The following is a 17,556-nucleotide window of genomic DNA, read 5'->3' as shown; positions in this document are numbered from 1 at the left end:
GTCCCCGTTTTAGGCGCCGCGCGTAGAATCGGTCGCACTTCGGCGCCACACGCCGATGCAAATATGGCAGTCAATTCAAACCGGTTTGATGAGGAGAATGCGAATGACGAAGGCAGCGATTCTGGCGGCGGCATGGGTAGTGGGCGTAGGCATTTCGCAGGCGGCGTTCGCGCAAAACGACGCGCCCGCGTCGGCGCCGCAAGGGCAAAGTGCGCTTGCCAGCGCAGCGCAGGAAGTGATCGCCAACGCAGAGCCGGTGCATATTCACGCGAAGATCGTCGGCATCGATCGCGCTGCGCGCGTCGTCAAGCTGCGCGGCCCGCAAGGCAATGAAGTCGATATCGCACTCAGTCAGCAGGTGAGCAACTTCGATCAACTGAACGTGGGCGACACGGTCGACGTGCTCTACAAGAACGCACTGCTCGTGACCGCCGAAAAGGTCACGGGCAAGGACAAGGGCATTCGCAAGCGCGTGGATACCAATGTCTATTTGCCCGCGTCGTCGGGTTACGACGCCGCGCGTCAGGTCGAAGTTCAGGCCACGGTACAGCATATCAACGCGAAGAAACGTGAAGTGACGCTGCGCGGCGCGTATCAGACCGTCACGCTCCAGGCCACGCCCGATATCGACCTCAAGACCTTGAAGGTCGGCGACACGATCCACGCCGTGTTCGTTTCCGCTTACGCGACGCAGGTGACGCCGGCCGGCGCCGCGCAGTAAGCATAAAAAAGCCGGCGCATAGTGGCGCCGGCTTGTGCGATCCGAACGGGCGCCTGCGAAGGCGCCCGTTTTTTTCGTGGGCTTACATGCCCGCCATGCACATGTACTTGATGACCACGTAGTCATCCACGCCGTAGTGCGAGCCTTCGCGGCCCAGGCCCGACTGCTTCACGCCGCCAAACGGCGCGACTTCGTTCGAGATCAGGCCGGTGTTGATGCCCACCATGCCGTATTCGAGCGCTTCGGCCACACGCCACACGCGGCCGATATCGCGGCTGTAGAAATAAGCGGCGAGGCCGAACTCGGTATCGTTCGCCATCCTGATCACCTCTTCATCCGACGAGAAGCGGAACAGCGGCGCGAGCGGACCGAAGGTTTCGTCACGCGCAACCTTCATCGCGGGCGTGACGCCGGTGAGGATGGTCGGCTCGAAAAAGCCGTGGCCGAGCGCATGGCGCTTGCCGCCTGCGATCACCTGGGCGCCTTTCGCGAGCGCGTCCTCGATATGCGATTCCACCTTCAGCACGGCCGCTTCGTTGATGAGCGGACCTTGCGTCACGCCGGCCTCCGTGCCGAGGCCGACCTTGAGCTTTTCAACGGCGTCGCGCAGTTTGGCCGCGAACGCGTCGTACACGGCGTCGTGCACATAGAAGCGGTTCGTGCACACGCAAGTCTGGCCGCTGTTGCGATACTTCGATGCGATGGCGCCGGCTACAGCGGCATCGAGATCGGCGTCTTCGAACACGATGAACGGTGCGTTGCCGCCCAGTTCCAGCGAGACCTTCTTGACGGTCGAGGCGCACTGGCTCATGAGCAGGCGGCCCACCGGCGTCGAGCCCGTGAACGAGAGCTTGCGCACGGTCGGGTTGCTCGTGAGTTCGCCGCCAATCGCCTTCGGGTCGCCCGTCACCACGCTGAAGATACCGCGCGGCACGCCAGCGCGTTCGGCCAGCACGGCCAGTGCGAGCGCCGAGAACGGCGTGGCTTCGGCGGGCTTGAGCACGATCGGGCAGCCTGCCGCGAGCGCGGGGCCGACCTTGCGGGTGATCATCGCGGCGGGGAAGTTCCACGGCGTGATCGCGGCGCACACGCCCACCGGTTCCTTCGTCACGACAATGCGCTTGTCGTTGGCGGGCGTGGGGATCGTGTCGCCGTAAATGCGCTTGCCTTCCTCTGCAAACCATTCGAGGAACGACGCGGCATAGCCGATTTCGCCCTTCGCTTCGGCGAGCGGCTTGCCTTGTTCCGTGGTGAGGATCAGCGCGAGGTCATCGGCGTTTTCCATCATCAGGTCGTGCCATTTGCGCAGGATGCTGCTGCGCTCCTTCGCGGTCTTCGCGCGCCATGCGGGCCATGCGGCATTGGCGGCGGCGATCGCGCGGCGCGTTTCGGCCGCGCCCATGCGCGGCACCGTGCCGATCAGAGCGCCAGTGGCGGGATTCTTCACTTCGAACGTTGCGCCGTCTTCGGCGCCTTGCCATTCGCCGTTGATATAGGCGTTGGTTTGCAGCAGCGATGCGTCTTTCAGATTCATGCCCGAGCTCCCGGTAGGCGTAGATTCGATTCGTTTAGAACGACGAACGGCACAGCGGCAAGCGCCGGTGTGCCGTTTCGTGGATGGCCCGCGTCATAGTCCACTGCACGCGGGCCTCAAAGTTGTGAAGGCTTACGCCGGCACGCCCACGGCTTCCTTGATCGACTCTTCGAGGATCGCGAGCGCTTCGTCGAACACGGCGTCCTGGATCGTCAGCGGGAACAGGAAGCGCACGACGTTCGAGTACACGCCGCACACGAGCAGCAGCAGGCCGCGGTTCAGCGCTGCGGTTTGCACGCGCTTGGTGAAGTCGGCGTCGGCTTCGTTCGTGCCGGGCTTGCAGAACTCCACGGCGTTCATCGCGCCCGGGCCGCGCACGTCGACGATTTGCGGCACGTCGGCCTTCATCGCGTTGAGCTTGGCCTTGAGCTTGTCGCCGAGCTTCGTGGCGCGCTCGCAGAGCTTTTCCTCTTCGATGATCTCGATCACGGCGTGCGCCGACGCCACGGCCAGCGGGTTACCCGCGTACGTGCCGCCGAGGCCGCCCGGCGCTGCGGCGTCCATCACTTCCGCGCGGCCCACCACGCCCGACAGCGGCATGCCGCCGGCCAGGCTCTTGGCGATCGTCATGAGGTCAGGCGTGACGTCGTAGTGCTCCATCGCGAACAGCTTGCCGGTGCGCGCGAAGCCCGTTTGCACTTCGTCGGCGATCAGCAGGATGCCGTGCGTGTCGCAGATCTTGCGCAGGCCGCGCACGAAGTCTGCCGGCGCCTGGTAGAAGCCGCCTTCGCCTTGAACCGGTTCGAAGATGATCGCGGCCACGCGCTTCGGATCGATATCGGCCTTGAACAGCATTTCGATGTGCTTGAGCGAGTCAGCCGTGCTGATGCCGTGCACCGAATTCGGGTACGGCGCGTGGTACACGTCGGCCGGGAACGGGCCGAACGCGAGCTTGTACGGAGCGACCTTGCCCGTGAGCGCCATGCCCATGAGCGTGCGGCCGTGGAAGCCGCCTGCGAAGGCGATCACGCCCGGACGGCCCGTGTGGGCACGTGCGATTTTCACGGCGTTTTCAACGGCTTCGGCGCCGGTCGTGAAGAACGCGGCTTTCTTGGCGAAGCTGCCCGGTGCGCGCTGGGCGATCTTCTCGGCCAGCGAGACATACGACTCGTACGGCACGATCTGGTAGGCCGTGTGCGTGAAGTGGTCGAGCTGCGCCTTGATGGCGGCGACGATCTTCGGATGGCGGTGGCCCGTGTTGCACACGGCGATACCGGCGGCGAAGTCGATGAAGCGGCGGCCTTCCACGTCCCACAGCTCGGCGTTTTCAGCGCGCTCGGCGTAGAAGTCGCACATCACGCCCACGCCGCGCGGGGTAATGGCGTTCTTGCGGCTTTGCAGATCGGCGTTCTTGCTCACGTTCATCTCCTGTGGAATCGGTGTCAGTTCTAGGGTTGGTTGGCGGACCGGCAAACAGTCCATGTCGCGACTATACTCACGTTTGGCTCTAAATTTCAGAGCCATTCAGTGCAATATTTAGGAGCCAATTTCGATGCGTGCGAGTGTTCTCTCCGATTGGCTGGCCCAACGGCTCGACCGCGGCAGCGCCCAGCCGGTGTACCGGCAACTGCACAAGCTGCTGCAGCAGGCGATCCTTTCGCGCGAGCTGCCAGCCGGCGCGCGGGTGCCGTCGTCGCGGCTGCTGGCGGCGGAGTTGGGGATTGCGCGCAATACCGTGACGCAGGTCTACGAACAATTGGTGCTCGAAGGCTATGTCACGTCGGCCACGGGGCGTGGCACCTTCGTGGCCGATACGTCGCCCGACGAGATCGTGGGGGCGACGGAAATTGGCTCTATTCAGACGCGGAAAAATAGCGATATTTCAGGAGCCGTGCCGCATGGCGGGACAGTTGCAACTAACAGCCAGATCGTGCCCGGCACGGAACCCGTCGCTGCGGTGGCGTCTGGCGTTCCAGCGGCAAGCGGCCCGGAAACCGTCGCCGCCGGCCATTCGCAGCGCCCCGCGGCGCGCTCGCTCTCGGTTCGCGGCGCGCGCCTGATCGGAAGCGCGGGCGTGTCGAAGCGTCAGGGCGGCGCGTTCATGCCAGGCGTGCCCGATGTCTCCCGCTTTCCCTCGCGCGTCTGGACGCGTCTGCACAGCAAGTACTGGCGCAGCCTGCGGCCGGACCTGCTGACCTACGCGCCTGGCGGCGGCCTCGCGCTGCTGCGCCACGTGCTCGCCGACTACCTGCGCACCTCGCGCTCGGTGCGCTGCTCGCCGGAGCAGATCATCATCACGACGGGCATTCATCAGTCGGTGGACCTGGCCGTGCGGCTGCTCTCCGACCCCGGCGACACCATCTGGACCGAAGACCCCTGCTACTGGGGCGTGCGCAGCGTGCTGCACGTCTCGGGCCTCAATACGCGGCCGATCGCCGTGGACAGCGAGGGCCTCAACCCGTCGCCCGACGACTTCGCTGCGCCGCCGCCGCGGCTCATGCTCGTCACGCCTTCGCACCAGTATCCGCTCGGCATGGTGATGAGCCTCGCGCGCCGCCGCATGCTGCTCGAGTACGCGCGCCAGCACCAGTGCTGGATCATCGAGGACGACTACGACAGCGAGTTCCGCTACGGCAGCCGCCCGCTCGCCTCTTTGCAGGGGCTCGATACGGCGGGGCAGGTGATCTACGTGGGGAGCTTCGGCAAGACGCTGTTTCCGGGCTTGCGCGTGGGCTATCTCGTCGCGCCGGAAGCGCTCGCGGAAAGCTTTGCGACCGCGAGCGCGGAGTTGTATCGCGAGGGGCAATTGCTGCAGCAGGCCGTGCTTGCGGAGTTCATCGCCGAGGGGCATTTCACCTCGCATATCCGCAAGATGCGCGCGCTGTACGGCCAGCGCCGCCAGGTGCTGCTCGACGCCGTTTCGCGCCGCTACGGCGACGCGCTGCCCGCCATGGGCGGCGACGCTGGCCTGCACGTCGTCATGCAATTGCCTGAAGGCAGCGACGACCGCGCCGTGGCCGAAGCCGCGCTCGCGCGCAATATCGTCGTGCGGCCGCTTTCGGGGTATTACTCGTCGCGCGAGCGCGCGAACCCGGGCTTGTTGATCGGCTATGCGTGCGTGCCCGATGAGGAAATCGCGCCGGCGTTCGAAACGCTGGCCGAGGCGATCGATACGACGCTACCCGCGTTCGTGTGAGCGACTACGGGCCGATCACAGCCGGATCAGCACCGCGCCGCAAGTGACCAGCGCGCACGCGACCATGCGGCGCGCCGTGAGCTTCTCGTTCATGAACAGCCAGCCGATCAGCACGGCGAAGATCGACGAAAGCTCACGCAGCGCGGAAACCATCGCGATAGGCAAGAAGCGGAACGCTTCGATCACGAGGCAATACGCCGTGAGGGCGAGTACGCCCGCGAGCATGCCGCGCGCGACGGCGGACTTCGACGTGAACATCTTCGCCGCGCCGCCGCGCAGCTTGCAGACCACGAGAAACTGCGGGACGTTCCAGAGCAGATACACCCACATGATGTAGCTCATGCCGTTGCCGGCGAGGCGCGCGCCAATCCCGTCGATGACCGAATACATCGCGATGAAAAGGCCCGTGAGCAGCGCGTACGGCACGCTCTCGCCCGAAAAACGCATGCCGCGCCGGAAGGCGAGCGACATGATGCCGAGCGAAACGAGTGCGACGCCCGTGGCTGCGAGCGCATGCAGTTCTTCGTGCGCGAACACGAGCGCGCCGCCGAATACGAGCATCGGCGAGAGCCCGCGCGCGATGGGGTAGATCTGCCCGAAGTCGCCGCTGCGATACGCGCGGATCAGCGTGAAGCAGTACACGAACTCCAGCACCACGGAAGCGGCGATGTACGGCCAGCTCGCCTGCGCGGGCAGCGGCAGCACGCACACGCCGATCGCGCTCACGACAATGTACGGCACCGAGAACATGCCGAGCAGCCAGAGGCGGTCGCCCGAAAGATGGAGGAAGGCGTTCCAGCTCGCGTGCATGAGCGCCGAGAGCAGGACCAGCAGGACGACGAAACTGGCCATGGGGCAGCGGATTGGTTCGATGGGTTAGGGCGGACGCGGGCCGTTGCAGCCGCAAGGAAGCGATTATTCCACCGATTGCCCGCAATTGCCACAAATTGCCACAAATCGCCAGAAAAGAGATTGCGCGAGCCGTTTTATCAGGATTCTGTTCTGGCTCGCGCGGGGGAGGTGCGCGTTGGGTCGAACTGCGGCGTCAGATCACGCGCGCGCGCAGTCTTGCGGAGATGAGATCGATAGCCGTGACGACGACGATCACCATGATGAGCACGGCGCTGGTCTGCTGATAGTCGAACGAGCGGATTTCCTCGTACAGCACGACGCCGATGCCGCCTGCGCCCACCATGCCCACCACCATCGCCGAGCGCACGTTCGACTCGAACCGGTAGAGCGCGTAAGAGATCCACAGCGGCATGACCTGGGGCAGCACGCCGTAGACGATCTCGTCGAGCGGCGAGGCGCCCGTGGCGCGCACGCCTTCCACGGGGCGCGGGTCGATGGCTTCCACGGCTTCGGCAAAGAGCTTCGCGAGCACGCCCGTGGTATGCACCCACAAGGCGAGCACGCCCGCGAACGGCCCAAGGCCCACGGCCACGATGAACAGCATCGCGAACACCATCTCGTTGATGGCGCGGCACGCGTCCATCAAACGCCGCACGGGATGCAGCACCCACGCGGGCGCGAGATTGTGCGCCGACATCAACCCGAACGGCACCGCGCAGACAATGGCGAGCGCCGTGCCCCACAGCGCCACCGCGACCGTGACCCACATTTCGTGGGCGTACGTGCGCCATTCCGTGAAGTCCGGCGGGAAGAAGCCGCGCGCGAACGTGCCCATGTTCGCGGAGTCGGAGAAGAGGTCGAGCGGGCGCATGTCGGCGCCGCGCCACGCCACGCCGAGCAGCACGAACACGATGGCCCAGAGCGCGAGCGAGGACCAGCTGCGCTTGCCTGCCTGCTTGCTCGCCGCAAGGGCGGCCGCCGCTTGGGCCGCTTGCGGCGCGGCGGCGGTTGGCGTCGCCGCCGGTCCGGCGACGGGCTCGGTAACGTCGGCCTGCCGCACGGCGCGTGAGCGGTCGAAATCCATTGCGCCCATTACTGCTTCGCGAGTGCGCCAATCTTGGCGTCAATGGCCGCGATCTGGCTCTTGCGGTCGTCGTCGGAGAGATTCGTGTTGGCGGCGATCTTCTCCTTCTGCTGGAACAGCGCGACCTGGCGGATCGGCAGGAGCTGCGCGTCGGTGGCGGGCGCGAAGCCTGCATAGCCGGTGATGTCGGCCATGATCTTCTTCTCGCGCGGATCGGTCTTCGCGTAGTGGTAGAAGAAGTCGCGCAGCTTTTGCTTCGTGGCTTCAGGCAGATCCTTGCGATACACGAGCGGATCGGACGGAATGAGCGGCGAGGTCCACAGCACGCGCACCTGCGCAAAGCGGTCCGGGTGCTTCTGCTGCAGCGTGGAAAGCTCGATGCTGTTGTTGGTGGCGATATCGACCTTGTTGTTCACCACGGCGAGCAGGTTCGCTTCATGGCTCGACGGCAGCACGGTCTTGAAGTTCGTCGCGTTCACCGAAATGCCATGCTGCGCGAAGAGGTAGTAGCCCGGAATCAGCGTGCCCGAAGTCGAATTGGGGTCGCCCCAGCCGAGCGTGAGATCCTTAGTATTCTTGAACACATCGTCGATCGTCTTCACGCGGCTGTTCACGTTGGTGATGAGCACCGACTTGTAGCCCGTGTCGCCGTTCGCGTAGAGCACCTTCGCGAAGATCTCGCCATTCGAGCGGTCCACGGCTTCCATGGCCGAAGCATTGCCGAAGTAGCCGATCTGCACCTTGTTGAAGCGCATGGCTTCGATGATGCCCGAGTAGTCGGTGGCGAAGAACGCCTTCACGTTCAGGCCGGTCTGCTTGTTCAGGTCGTCGATGAACGGTTGCCAGCGTTGCTTGAGCACCGCCGACGAATCGGTCGAGATGATGCCGAAGCTGAGGTCTTCCGCGTGAGCGGCCGCGCTGCCGAGCGAGGCAAACGCGACGGCGCCGGCGGCGCACCAGGAGAGCATGGAGCGGAGCAGTTTCATTGGGGCGGTCCGTGGTGAGGGGAAACGTTGCGGGTTGAAAATGGGTTGAGTGATTACGCCGCGCGAGGCTGCGCGCCGAAGCGCGTTGCAACTGAAGGCGCGGCATCGGGCTCGAGCAGTTCGCGCGCGGCGCTGCCATAAAGTTGTTGCAGCAGGGCAGGCGTGAGCGCCGCAGAAGCGCCGTCGTACACCACGCGCCCGTCGCGCAGCGCGATGGTGCGCGGGCAATACTCCATGGCGATATCCACCTGATGCAGCGAGACGACCACGGTCAAGCCGTGATCGCGGTTGAGCATGCGCATCATGTCCATGACGCGCCGCGACGATGCGGGGTCGAGCGAGGCGATCGGTTCGTCGGCGAGAATGAGGCGCGCGCGCTGCACGAGTGCGCGGGCGAGCGCCGCGCGCTGCTGCTGGCCGCCCGAGAGATTCGCGGCGCGCTCAGGGGCCTTGTGCGCAATGCCCACTTCACCGAGCGCGGCGAGCATCAGCTCGCGCTCGGCGCGCGGAAAGCGGCCCGTGAGGCGTCGCCACAACGGCAAGCGCGACAGCGCGCCGATCAGCACATTCGTTTCGACCGTGAGGCGATTGACGAGATTGAACTGCTGAAACACGAAGCCGATGTCGCGGCGAATGCGGCGCACTTCGCGCACGATGCGCCCGTCCTGTTGAATAGGACGACCAAGGATATCGATGCGCGAAGGCTGCGGGTCGGATGCGGTAAAGCCCGCAATATGACGCAGCAAAGTCGATTTGCCCGAGCCCGATGCGCCGATCAGCGCGACCATCTCGCCAACGCCTACGCGCAGGTTGATTTCGTCGAGTGCCTTGCGGCCGCTGTCGAAGCTTTTCGAGAGGCGTTCGATGCGAATGGCGTCCATAACAATCCGTCGCTGTGTAGTCGAGGGCTCATTCTAGGAAGGGACTGTGACGGTTGAGTGAAGGTGTCGCGACGTCTAGACGACTACATGTCTTGCGGCTCCGCGTGCAGAGAAAACATCGCGAGAGATGTGACAGAGGCATGACGCCAAACATCTGTCACGCTCAATATCGGAGGAAGCGGCTATATTGATGGGCAGCGCGCATGCTGTCCCTGGTTTTCCTGACTTATTGCTGACTCATTGTCGACAGGGGCGGCGGGCGCAAGGCAGTTGTAGACAATGCGGCCGCCCAGCGCGGCCCCGGTCTGGGCGGCCTCATCCAAACAAGCGACGAAACCCGGCGCCATATGCAGGCACTGAGCTTCTTACCCGACAGCTTCGCGGAATACGAGGACCTCAAGGCGATCCTCGATGCCGGCGCGCGCTGGTTCGACATTCGCAGCGCGGGCGAAGTCGAAGTGCGGGGCCGCACCTTTGCGCTGCATGTCGCGGCGATCGGCTCGCGCGATCCGGCCGCGCCCGCCATTGGTTTTTTCGGCGGCATACACGGGCTCGAGCGCATCGGCTCGCAACTGGTGCTCGACTACATGCGCGCGTTGGTGGGGCGTCTCGCGTGGGACGAACTGCTCATGCATCAGCTCGAATCCGTGCGTATCGTGCTCGCGCCGATCGTCAATCCGGGCGGCATGTGGCTCGCCACGCGCGCGAACCCCAACGGCGTGGATCTCATGCGCAACGCGCCGCAGGACGCCGACGAACGTGTGCCTTTTCTCGCGGGCGGACAGCGTGTGGGCTCGTGGCTGCCGTGGTATCGCGGCAGGCGTGGCGCGGCCATGGAAACCGAGGCGAGCGCGCTCCTGAAGATCGTCGATGAAGAACTCACGCAGCGCCCGCTTTCTTTCGCGCTCGACTGCCATTCGGGATACGGCTGGAGTGACAGCATCTGGTTCCCGTACGCGCGCACGCGCCGGCTCATGAGACATCTGCCTGAAATGTACGTGCTCAAGACGATGTTCGAGCGCGCGCATCCGCATCACGGCTACACGTTCGAGCCGCAGAGCCACCAATATTTGCTGCACGGCGACCTGTGGGACTGTGCGTACGATCGCGCGCCCGCCGGCAACATCTTCCTGCCGCTCACGCTCGAACTGGGCTCGTGGCTATGGATCAAGAAGAATCCGCGCCAGATTTTCTCGCGCCAGGGCATGTTCAATCCGGTGATGCAGCATCGCACGGCGCGCGTGCTTCGGCGTCACGCAAACCTGTTCGAATTCCTCACGCGCGCCGCGTATTCGTCGCAACGCTGGTTGCCCGAGGGCGTGACGCGCGAACAGGTGCTGCAAAGCGCGATCGCACACTGGTATCACAGGCCGGGCGCATGAGCGGACCGTGGATTCTTTTGCGCGGCCTCACGCGCGAATCGCGCCATTGGGGTGCGTTTGCCACGCTGCTCGCCGCGCGCGATGGCGTGTTGCCCATCGACCTGGCGGGCAACGGCACCGAAGCGCACGCGCGCTCGCCGCTAGCAGTCGGCGCCTATGTGGACGCGCTGCGCGAGCAGGCGCAACGGCGCGGCGCGAGCGCGCCTTACCGCGTGCTGGCGATGTCGCTGGGCGGCATGGTGGCGACGGCGTGGGCGCTGCGTTACCCCGGAGAGATCGAGCGCCTCGTGCTCGTGAACACGAGCATGCGGCCGCATAGCCGCGTGCACGAGCGCTTGCGGCCCTCGGCGTGGCCCGCGCTCGCGCGCGTGGCGCGGTATTGGGAGGGCAACGACAGCAACGGTATTGCCGAGACGCTGATCCACGGCCTTACCTGTGTGCGGCGCGACACGCTGGCCGCCGACCTCGAAGCGTGGCGCGAGATCCGCGCGGGCGCCCACGTGAGCCGCGCGAACGCGCTACGCCAGCTAGCTGCCGCGGCGCGCTTCAAGGCGCGCGGCGCGCCGCGCGGTGCGGTGCTCGTGGTGTCGTCGCGCGGCGACCGGCTCGTGAATCCCGTTTGCTCGGCCAGGCTCGCGCGGGCCTGGGGCGCGCCGCATGTGGAACATCCGTGGGCGGGGCACGATCTGCCACACGACGATCCGCAATGGCTCGTCGATGCGCTTCACGCGGGCGATACGGCCGCGAACGCCGCGGGCCAGGCCGCCGGGCGCGTCTGAGTGGCTGCGCAGCGGCGCCGCCCGCATCGCCCGCTCGCCCGTTTGGCGATTGCCCCATAATAGGAAAACTCATCCGGCACTTTCAAGGCGATTCCAGACATGAACGACAAACCCGCCATCGGCGCTGCGGTGCCGCGCCTCACGAGCCTTTCGCACGGCGGCGGCTGCGGCTGCAAGATCGCGCCGGGCGTGCTTTCCGCGCTGCTCGCGCGCAGCACGCCGCTCACCACCGCGTTTCCGAACCTGCTGGTCGGCACCGAGACCGCCGACGACGCCGCCGTCTACAAGCTCAACGACGAACAGGCGATCGTCGCGACCACGGACTTCTTCATGCCGATCGTGGACGACCCGTACGACTTCGGCCGCATTGCCGCGACCAACGCGCTTTCGGACGTCTACGCCATGGGCGGCAAGCCGATTCTTGCGCTCGCGCTGGTGGGCATGCCCATCAACGTGCTGCCGCACGACGTGATCGCGCAGGTGCTGCGCGGCGGCGAGGACGTGTGCGCGGCGGCGGGCATCCCCGTGGCGGGCGGCCATTCGATCGACTCCGTGGAGCCCATTTACGGGCTCGCGGCGCTCGGCGTGGTGCATCCCGAGCGCGTGAAGCGCAACGCGTCGGCCCAAGCCGGCGACGTGCTCGTGCTCGGCAAGCCGCTGGGCGTGGGCGTGCTCTCCGCCGCGCTCAAGAAGGAGATTCTCGACGACGCCGGCTACCGGGCCATGGTGACCGCCGCAACGATGCTCAACAAGCCCGGCGCGACGCTCGCGGAACTGCCGGGCGTGCACGCCATGACGGACGTGACCGGCTTCGGTCTGCTCGGCCACACGCTCGAGATCGCGCGCGGCGCGAATCTCACGGCGCGCGTGCGCTACGCCGACCTGCCGTGGCTACCGGGCGTGCAGAAGTTCGTCGATGACGGCGTATTCACGGGCGCCTCGGGCCGCAACTGGGCTTCATACGGCGATGCTGTCACGCTCGCGCCCGGCCTGCCCGAAAGCGCGCGCACGCTGCTCACCGACCCGCAAACCTCGGGCGGCCTGCTCGTGGCCTGCGCGCCGCAAAGCGTGGACGAAGTGCTGGCGATCTTCCGCGCGGAAGGCTTTAGCGACGCCCGCGTGATCGGCGAACTGAGCGAAGGCCCGGCGCGCGTGGAAGCGCTGTGAGGACCGTATGAGCGGAGACTCGCCGAAAGCCATTTTTTATGCGCTCGCAGCGAACCTGGGCATTGCGATCTGCAAGTACGCTGCCGCGGCGTTCACGGGTTCGGGCTCGATGTTCGCGGAGGCGATTCACTCCACGGCCGACTGCGGCAATCAACTGCTGCTGCTCTTCGGCCTGCGCCAGTCGCGCGAGCCGCCCACGCCGCTGCACCCCATGGGCACGGGCCGCGCGATCAACTTCTATTCGCTGCTCGTGGCGCTGCTGCTGTTTTTCGTGGGCGGCGCGTTCTCGGTATACGAGGGCGTGCATCGTCTGATCCTGCGCGAGCCGCTCCGATTCGTGTACGTGGCGCTCGTCGTGCTCGGCATTTCCGTCGTGCTCGAGGCGTTCTCGCTCTATGGCGCGCTGCGCGAGATCCGCAAAGGCTCTCCTACGAAATCGCTATGGCGCTGGGCGCGCGAAACGCGCGACTCGGACCTGCTCGTCGTGGCCGGCGAGGACATCGCTGCGCTCGCGGGTCTCGCCATTGCGTTTGCCGCGGTGCTGCTCACGGTCATCACGGGCAACCCGGTATGGGACGCGTGCGGCTCGATCGGCGTGGGCGTGCTGCTCATGCTGATTTCGTGGTTCATCGCGCGCGAAGTGAAGTCGATGATCGTGGGCGAATCGGCGAGCCCGGAAATGCGGCGCGATATCGAATTGTTCCTGCGCGCGCGGCCCGAGATTCGCAGCATCATCAGCCTCATTACCCTGCAATGGGGCAAGGAGGTGATGGTGGCCGTGCAGTGCGAAATGCTCGACTACGACCACAGCCGCACGATGGTTGAAGCGATCAACGAGATCGAAGCCGATCTGCAGGCGCGCTTTCCTGCGGTGCGCTGGGTGTTTTTCGAGCCGGATTTCGTGAACCGGTAACGCCAAGGCCCGACGGTTATAAAACCGCCGGGCCTTTTCACATCTTCCCGCGCTTCAAGCGTCAATGCCGAAACGGCGTCCACACGGGCGTGGTGTTGTCCCACTGTTCGAGTTCGGAAGGTACGGTCGAGTTCATATTGGACTCCTACGTGTTTCGTCTTGCAATCGAAATGCCGATGCGTCCTGCGGGTTTATTCGCCAGCCTGCGCAACGCGTTGAGCATTGTTCGCGTGGCTTTCCTGCAGCGCGATGCGTTGCGCTTGCGTGCGGCCGATCAGGCTTTGCTCGGGGTAGCTCGTCTTGTTCAACGAGGGCAGCGTGCCGTCACGATACGCGGCGGCGATTTCGGCTTTGACTTCGGCGCGGGTTTTCGGAGCGCTGTTGTCCTGTGCGAAAGCCGAAGCACTAGCGGCGAGCGAGAGAACGAGCGTGGCGCCAATGGCGGTTGCGAGAGTGCGTTTCATGATCTGCTCCTTTTCTACTGGTGCCACGTGAGTCGCGGCGACAGGAGCAAATGTAGTTGCGCAGCCGTTTGCGATAAACGGCCGCAACGCGAAAGGAATTGTCGAAAATCCGGAACAATCGCTGCGCCGCACCCGCGAAAGCCTTTGCGGGCGCGGCTTTGAGGGCGGGCGCAGTGCTACGGCGTTATGCGGCCCACTCCGAGATAACCGGCGTTTCGAGCGCCGGCGCATTTTCGCGCTCTTCGAGCGTGCGCATCGTGCAGGCCTTGTCGAGCGAGGCGCGGCCGGAGAGGAGCGGGCAGCGGTCGAACACCTCGGCGATCCAGTCCACGAATACGCGCACTTTGGGTGACAGATGGCGGCTGTGCGGGTACACGGCCGAAATCGGCATGGGCAGCGGTTTGAAATCGGGCAGCACCTCGACGAGCGCACCCGACTTCAGATGCGGCAGCACCATGTAGCGCGGCCCCTGGATCAAGCCGAAGCCTTCGATGCCGCACGTGATATAGGCATCCGCGTCGTTCACCGAGACCATGCTCTTGAGTTTGATCTCCACTTCCTTGCCGTCGACGAGAAACGCCCAGTCGATCACGCGCCCCGTGCGCGACGAGAAATAATTCACGGCGCGATGTTCGGCCAGTTCTTCGAGCGTTTGCGGCGTGCCGTGGCGCTCCAGATACGAGGGCGCCGCACACGATACACCTTCGAAAATGCCGATGCGCCGCGCGACCAGCGACGAATCCTGCAGCGCGCCCACGCGCACCACGCAATCCACGCCTTCCTGGAGCAAGTCGACGGGGCGGTCGGAGAGGCCCAGTTGCAGGTCGATGTCCGGGTAGCGGCCGTGGAACTCGCACAGCGACGGAATCACGATGAGCCGCCCGATCGAGCCCGGCATGTCGATGCGCAGCTTGCCGTGCGGCTTGCGGTTGCGATCCTGGAATGTGGTTTCCGTTTCCTCGACGTCCGCGAGAATGCGCACGCAGCGCTCGTAGTACGCGGCGCCGTCGGGTGTGAGCGAAAGGCGGCGCGTGGTGCGGTGCATGAGGCGCACGCCGAGAAATGCTTCGAGATTCTGAATGATCGTCGTGACCGAAGCGCGCGGCATGTCGAGCGTTTCGGCAGCGCGTGTGAAGCTGTTGGTATCGACGACGCGGGTGAACACCTGCATGGCCTGAAGGCGGTCCATTGCCACTCTCCAAAAAGCTTCGGTCGCACGGCGCGCAGCGTTTAAAGGAAACGCCCGCGCAGAAAGGGGAGACAGATTGTTCAGGTGCGCCGAATTGTGTTGCCGGATTATAGGCATTTATTTGGAAGTCTGCCGAACCCACAATTCGCTCCATTCGAATCTACTCTCGCGCATTGCGCCGATTTGACATGGATGTCTTTAAACGCCCAACGTCCTGGATCTCCGCGGATGAAGCGCCGCTGGCCGAAGTTCCGGCGGCTGTCCCTGTTACCGCGTCCCCCAGGCCCAGCAAGGCGCGCGCGCTGCTCACGACCGACGTGGTGATCGAAGGCTACGCGCAGCAGATTCCGCTGCGTCTGTACCGCCCCGAAGCTGCGAACGGCCTGCCGGTGTTGCTGTATTTCCACGGCGGCGGTTTCGTGCGCGGGTCGATCGAAGAGGCGGACGCCGTTGGGCGTTTTCTCGCAGAACGCTTACCGGCGCTGGTCGTGAGCGTGGGGTATTCGCTTGCGCCGAAGCACCCGTTTCCCGCCGCGCCCGAAGACGCGCATCGCGCCGCGCTGTGGGCGCTCACGCGGGCGCGCGCCTTCGGCGGCAACCCGAAACGCGTGATCGCGGCGGGCCACGACGCAGGCGGCCAGATCGCCAACGTGCTCGCATTCATGGGACGCGATCGCGGCGACGTGAAGCTCGCGGCGCAGGCGCTGTTCGCGCCGATGCTGGACCCGAGCCTCACGCGTCTTGGCGACGAGGCGCGCCTGAGCTCCGATATCACCGCAAGCGAATGCGCGGCGTGTTATCGCGCGTATCTGCCCGACGCGGCGCAGCGCATGCATCCGTACGCGGCGCCGCTCGAATCGCTGCGCCTTGGCGGCCTGCCGCCCACGCTCATCGTGACCGCACAGAACGACGTGCTGCACATCGAAGCGGAGAAGTACGCAAGCCGACTGATCGACGCGGGTGTGCGCACCCAGGTGGTGCGCTACCCGAGCGTGTCGCACGCGAACCTCGCCGCGCATCCGGCCGCGCTCAACGAAGCCGTGCGGTTTTTTCAGTGTTGCTTCGACGCGGGCGCGTCATAAGCAAAGCGCCATAGCGGCGGTGCTGCCGAGCCAGTGAAGAACATCAACCATTATTTCTGGAGTCCGACATGTCACTCTTTTCGCAATCCCGAACCCGTATCGCGCTGGCAGTCTTTGGCGTGATCGTGGTCGCGGGCCTGGGCACTTTCGGCGCAATCCGCCTCGACTCGCATCCCGCCGTTGCCGCGGAAGCGCCGCCCGCGCCCGAGGTCGATGTCGCAGCGGTGCTCAATCGCACCATCACCGACTGGCAGACCTACTCGGGCCGCATGGCCGCCGTCGAAAAAGTGGAGATACGTCCGCAGGTTTCGGGCACGATCGTCTCGGTGAACTTCCGTGATGGCGCGCTCGTGAAGCAGGGCGATACGCTGTTCGTGATCGACCCGCGTCCGTACCAGGCTGCCGTCGACCAGGCCGCCGCGCAGCTTGCCGCCGCGCAGGCGCGCACGGGCTACGCGCAAAGCGACTGGGAGCGCGCGCAGCGCCTGATTGGCGACAACGCCATCGCGAAGCGCGATTACGACGAGAAGCAGAACGCTTCGCGCGAAGCGAACGCGAATCTCAAGGCCGCGCAGGCCGCGCTCGAAGCCGCGCAGATCAACCTCGGCTACACGCGCATCGTCGCGCCGGTTGCGGGGCGTGTCTCGCGCGCGGAGATCACGGTGGGCAACGTCGTTTCGGCGGGAGCCGCCGCCGCGCCGCTCACGACGCTCGTTTCCGTTTCGCCCATCTACGCCGAATTCGACGCCGACGAGCAGACCTATCTCGACTACATCAGCCGCATGAAGGATGGCTCGAAGGTGCCGGTCGAGCTGGGTCTCGCGAACGAATCGGGCTATTCGCGCACCGGCACGATCGAGTCGGTGGATAACCGTCTGGACACGACGTCGGGCACGATCCGCGTACGCGCGCGCTTCGACAACGCCGACGGCGCGCTGGTGCCGGGGCTTTACGCACGCATCAAGGTAGGCGGCAGCGCCCCGCACCCGGCGTTGCTCGTGGACGATGCCGCGATCGGCACCGACCAGGACAAGAAGTTTGTATACGTCGTGGATAACAGCGGCAAGATCGCGTACCGCACCGTGCAAACGGGCGGCCAGCAGGGCAACCTGCGCGTGATTCTGGACGGCCTGAAGGCGGGCGACCACGTGGTGGTGAACGGCACACAGCGCGTGCGCCCTGGCATTGTCGTGCGCTCGCATATGGTGCCAATGAACGGCGACCCCGACGCCAATTCGGCCAGCACGGCAGCGAACCCCGGCGCCAAGGCAGCGAAGACGTCCTGACGAGCGGCGGGCGTGGGCGTTTGCAGCATACGCCTCCCCG

General features: G+C 65.4%; 16 protein-coding genes. 8 read left to right on the top strand and 8 right to left on the bottom strand.

Going from position 1 to position 17,556, the window contains the following annotated elements:
- Window positions 1-103: 103 nt before the first annotated feature.
- Complete coding sequence (locus U5A57_RS13290; protein WP_321911494.1) at window positions 104-721, top strand: hypothetical protein; 618 nt, start codon at window positions 104-106, stop codon at window positions 719-721.
- Window positions 722-803: 82 nt separating this feature from the next.
- On the opposite strand, the gene gabD is transcribed toward U5A57_RS13290, so the two are convergent.
- Both gabD and gabT read right to left on the bottom strand, forming a co-directional pair.
- Window positions 804-2,255 (bottom strand): NADP-dependent succinate-semialdehyde dehydrogenase, encoded by a 1,452-nt coding sequence (gabD, locus tag U5A57_RS13285; protein ID WP_321911492.1) that lies wholly within the window; start codon window positions 2,253-2,255, stop codon window positions 804-806.
- A gap of 132 nt (window positions 2,256-2,387) precedes the next feature.
- Entirely contained in the window at window positions 2,388-3,680 is a 1,293-nt protein-coding gene (gene gabT, locus U5A57_RS13280; protein ID WP_321911491.1) for a 4-aminobutyrate--2-oxoglutarate transaminase, read from the bottom strand.
- A 127-nt stretch (window positions 3,681-3,807) separates the two neighbouring features.
- Here gabT and U5A57_RS13275 point away from each other — a divergent pair, with 127 nt between their 5' ends.
- Window positions 3,808-5,451 carry a PLP-dependent aminotransferase family protein gene (locus U5A57_RS13275; RefSeq protein WP_321911489.1) on the top strand — a complete coding sequence of 548 codons (1,644 nt, stop codon included), beginning with the start codon at window positions 3,808-3,810 and terminating at the stop codon, window positions 5,449-5,451.
- A 15-nt stretch (window positions 5,452-5,466) separates the two neighbouring features.
- Here the strand turns inward: U5A57_RS13275 and U5A57_RS13270 are convergent, their stop codons facing one another.
- The 4 genes from U5A57_RS13270 to phnC form a co-directional block, all read right to left on the bottom strand.
- The gene (locus tag U5A57_RS13270; protein WP_321911487.1) at window positions 5,467-6,303 is read right to left on the bottom strand and encodes an EamA family transporter; all 837 of its coding nucleotides are present in this window, start codon (window positions 6,301-6,303) and stop codon (window positions 5,467-5,469) included.
- Between the two features lie 193 nt (window positions 6,304-6,496).
- Entirely contained in the window at window positions 6,497-7,387 is an 891-nt protein-coding gene (gene phnE / locus U5A57_RS13265; RefSeq protein WP_321911485.1) for a phosphonate ABC transporter, permease protein PhnE, read from the bottom strand.
- Window positions 7,388-7,395: 8 nt separating this feature from the next.
- Window positions 7,396-8,373: a phosphonate ABC transporter substrate-binding protein gene (gene phnD / locus U5A57_RS13260; protein ID WP_321911483.1), complete on the bottom strand. Its 978-nt coding sequence runs from the start codon at window positions 8,371-8,373 to the stop codon at window positions 7,396-7,398.
- 53 nt (window positions 8,374-8,426) lie between these two features.
- Window positions 8,427-9,254 carry a phosphonate ABC transporter ATP-binding protein gene (phnC, locus tag U5A57_RS13255; protein WP_321911482.1) on the bottom strand — a complete coding sequence of 276 codons (828 nt, stop codon included), beginning with the start codon at window positions 9,252-9,254 and terminating at the stop codon, window positions 8,427-8,429.
- A gap of 347 nt (window positions 9,255-9,601) precedes the next feature.
- Between phnC and U5A57_RS13250 the strand changes: the two genes are divergently transcribed.
- From U5A57_RS13250 to U5A57_RS13235, 4 genes are all read left to right on the top strand, one after another.
- Window positions 9,602-10,636, top strand: coding sequence for a M14 family zinc carboxypeptidase (locus tag U5A57_RS13250; protein ID WP_321911481.1), 1,035 nt, complete (start codon window positions 9,602-9,604; stop codon window positions 10,634-10,636).
- Window positions 10,633-11,415 (top strand): alpha/beta hydrolase, encoded by a 783-nt coding sequence (locus tag U5A57_RS13245; RefSeq protein WP_321911480.1) that lies wholly within the window; start codon window positions 10,633-10,635, stop codon window positions 11,413-11,415. Before U5A57_RS13250 ends, U5A57_RS13245 begins: the two co-directional genes overlap by 4 nt.
- Window positions 11,416-11,514: 99 nt before the next feature.
- The gene (gene selD, locus U5A57_RS13240) at window positions 11,515-12,582 is read left to right on the top strand and encodes a selenide, water dikinase SelD (protein ID WP_321911479.1); all 1,068 of its coding nucleotides are present in this window, start codon (window positions 11,515-11,517) and stop codon (window positions 12,580-12,582) included.
- Window positions 12,583-12,589: 7 nt separating this feature from the next.
- On the top strand, window positions 12,590-13,495 hold the full coding sequence (locus U5A57_RS13235) for a cation diffusion facilitator family transporter (RefSeq protein WP_321911477.1): 906 nt from the start codon (window positions 12,590-12,592) through the stop codon (window positions 13,493-13,495).
- A gap of 191 nt (window positions 13,496-13,686) precedes the next feature.
- Here U5A57_RS13235 and U5A57_RS13230 read toward each other — a convergent pair whose 3' ends face one another.
- Window positions 13,687-13,959, bottom strand: coding sequence for a DUF4148 domain-containing protein (locus tag U5A57_RS13230; protein ID WP_321911476.1), 273 nt, complete (start codon window positions 13,957-13,959; stop codon window positions 13,687-13,689).
- 184 nt (window positions 13,960-14,143) lie between these two features.
- Window positions 14,144-15,148: a LysR family transcriptional regulator gene (locus U5A57_RS13225; RefSeq protein ID WP_321911475.1), complete on the bottom strand. Its 1,005-nt coding sequence runs from the start codon at window positions 15,146-15,148 to the stop codon at window positions 14,144-14,146.
- Window positions 15,149-15,336: 188 nt separating this feature from the next.
- Between U5A57_RS13225 and U5A57_RS13220 the strand changes: the two genes are divergently transcribed.
- Both U5A57_RS13220 and U5A57_RS13215 read left to right on the top strand, forming a co-directional pair.
- The gene (locus tag U5A57_RS13220) at window positions 15,337-16,230 is read left to right on the top strand and encodes an alpha/beta hydrolase (protein ID WP_321911473.1); all 894 of its coding nucleotides are present in this window, start codon (window positions 15,337-15,339) and stop codon (window positions 16,228-16,230) included.
- A 68-nt stretch (window positions 16,231-16,298) separates the two neighbouring features.
- Entirely contained in the window at window positions 16,299-17,516 is a 1,218-nt protein-coding gene (locus tag U5A57_RS13215; protein ID WP_321911471.1) for an efflux RND transporter periplasmic adaptor subunit, read from the top strand.
- Window positions 17,517-17,556 lie beyond the last annotated feature (40 nt).

Origin of the sequence: Paraburkholderia sp. J11-2 (assembly GCF_905220185.1) — a bacterium.
Lineage (GTDB): Bacteria > Pseudomonadota > Gammaproteobacteria > Burkholderiales > Burkholderiaceae > Paraburkholderia.
This window is presented reverse-complemented; position numbering and strand designations above follow the sequence as displayed.

Excerpts from the sequence above, each read along its gene's own strand:
- U5A57_RS13225 (WP_321911475.1), bottom strand. The coding sequence starts at position 15,148 with ATGGACCGCCTTCAGGCCATGCAGGTGTTCACCCGCGTCGTCGATACC.
- gabD (WP_321911492.1), bottom strand. The coding sequence starts at position 2,255 with ATGAATCTGAAAGACGCATCGCTGCTGCAAACCAACGCCTATATCAAC.
- U5A57_RS13270 (WP_321911487.1), bottom strand. The coding sequence starts at position 6,303 with ATGGCCAGTTTCGTCGTCCTGCTGGTCCTGCTCTCGGCGCTCATGCAC.
- phnD (WP_321911483.1), bottom strand. The coding sequence starts at position 8,373 with ATGAAACTGCTCCGCTCCATGCTCTCCTGGTGCGCCGCCGGCGCCGTC.
- gabT (WP_321911491.1), bottom strand. The coding sequence starts at position 3,680 with ATGAACGTGAGCAAGAACGCCGATCTGCAAAGCCGCAAGAACGCCATT.
- U5A57_RS13290 (WP_321911494.1), top strand. The coding sequence starts at position 104 with ATGACGAAGGCAGCGATTCTGGCGGCGGCATGGGTAGTGGGCGTAGGC.
- U5A57_RS13235 (WP_321911477.1), top strand. The coding sequence starts at position 12,590 with ATGAGCGGAGACTCGCCGAAAGCCATTTTTTATGCGCTCGCAGCGAAC.
- phnE (WP_321911485.1), bottom strand. The coding sequence starts at position 7,387 with ATGGATTTCGACCGCTCACGCGCCGTGCGGCAGGCCGACGTTACCGAG.
- phnC (WP_321911482.1), bottom strand. The coding sequence starts at position 9,254 with ATGGACGCCATTCGCATCGAACGCCTCTCGAAAAGCTTCGACAGCGGC.
- U5A57_RS13245 (WP_321911480.1), top strand. The coding sequence starts at position 10,633 with ATGAGCGGACCGTGGATTCTTTTGCGCGGCCTCACGCGCGAATCGCGC.
- selD (WP_321911479.1), top strand. The coding sequence starts at position 11,515 with ATGAACGACAAACCCGCCATCGGCGCTGCGGTGCCGCGCCTCACGAGC.
- U5A57_RS13250 (WP_321911481.1), top strand. The coding sequence starts at position 9,602 with ATGCAGGCACTGAGCTTCTTACCCGACAGCTTCGCGGAATACGAGGAC.
- U5A57_RS13275 (WP_321911489.1), top strand. The coding sequence starts at position 3,808 with ATGCGTGCGAGTGTTCTCTCCGATTGGCTGGCCCAACGGCTCGACCGC.
- U5A57_RS13215 (WP_321911471.1), top strand. The coding sequence starts at position 16,299 with ATGTCACTCTTTTCGCAATCCCGAACCCGTATCGCGCTGGCAGTCTTT.
- U5A57_RS13220 (WP_321911473.1), top strand. The coding sequence starts at position 15,337 with ATGGATGTCTTTAAACGCCCAACGTCCTGGATCTCCGCGGATGAAGCG.
- U5A57_RS13230 (WP_321911476.1), bottom strand. The coding sequence starts at position 13,959 with ATGAAACGCACTCTCGCAACCGCCATTGGCGCCACGCTCGTTCTCTCG.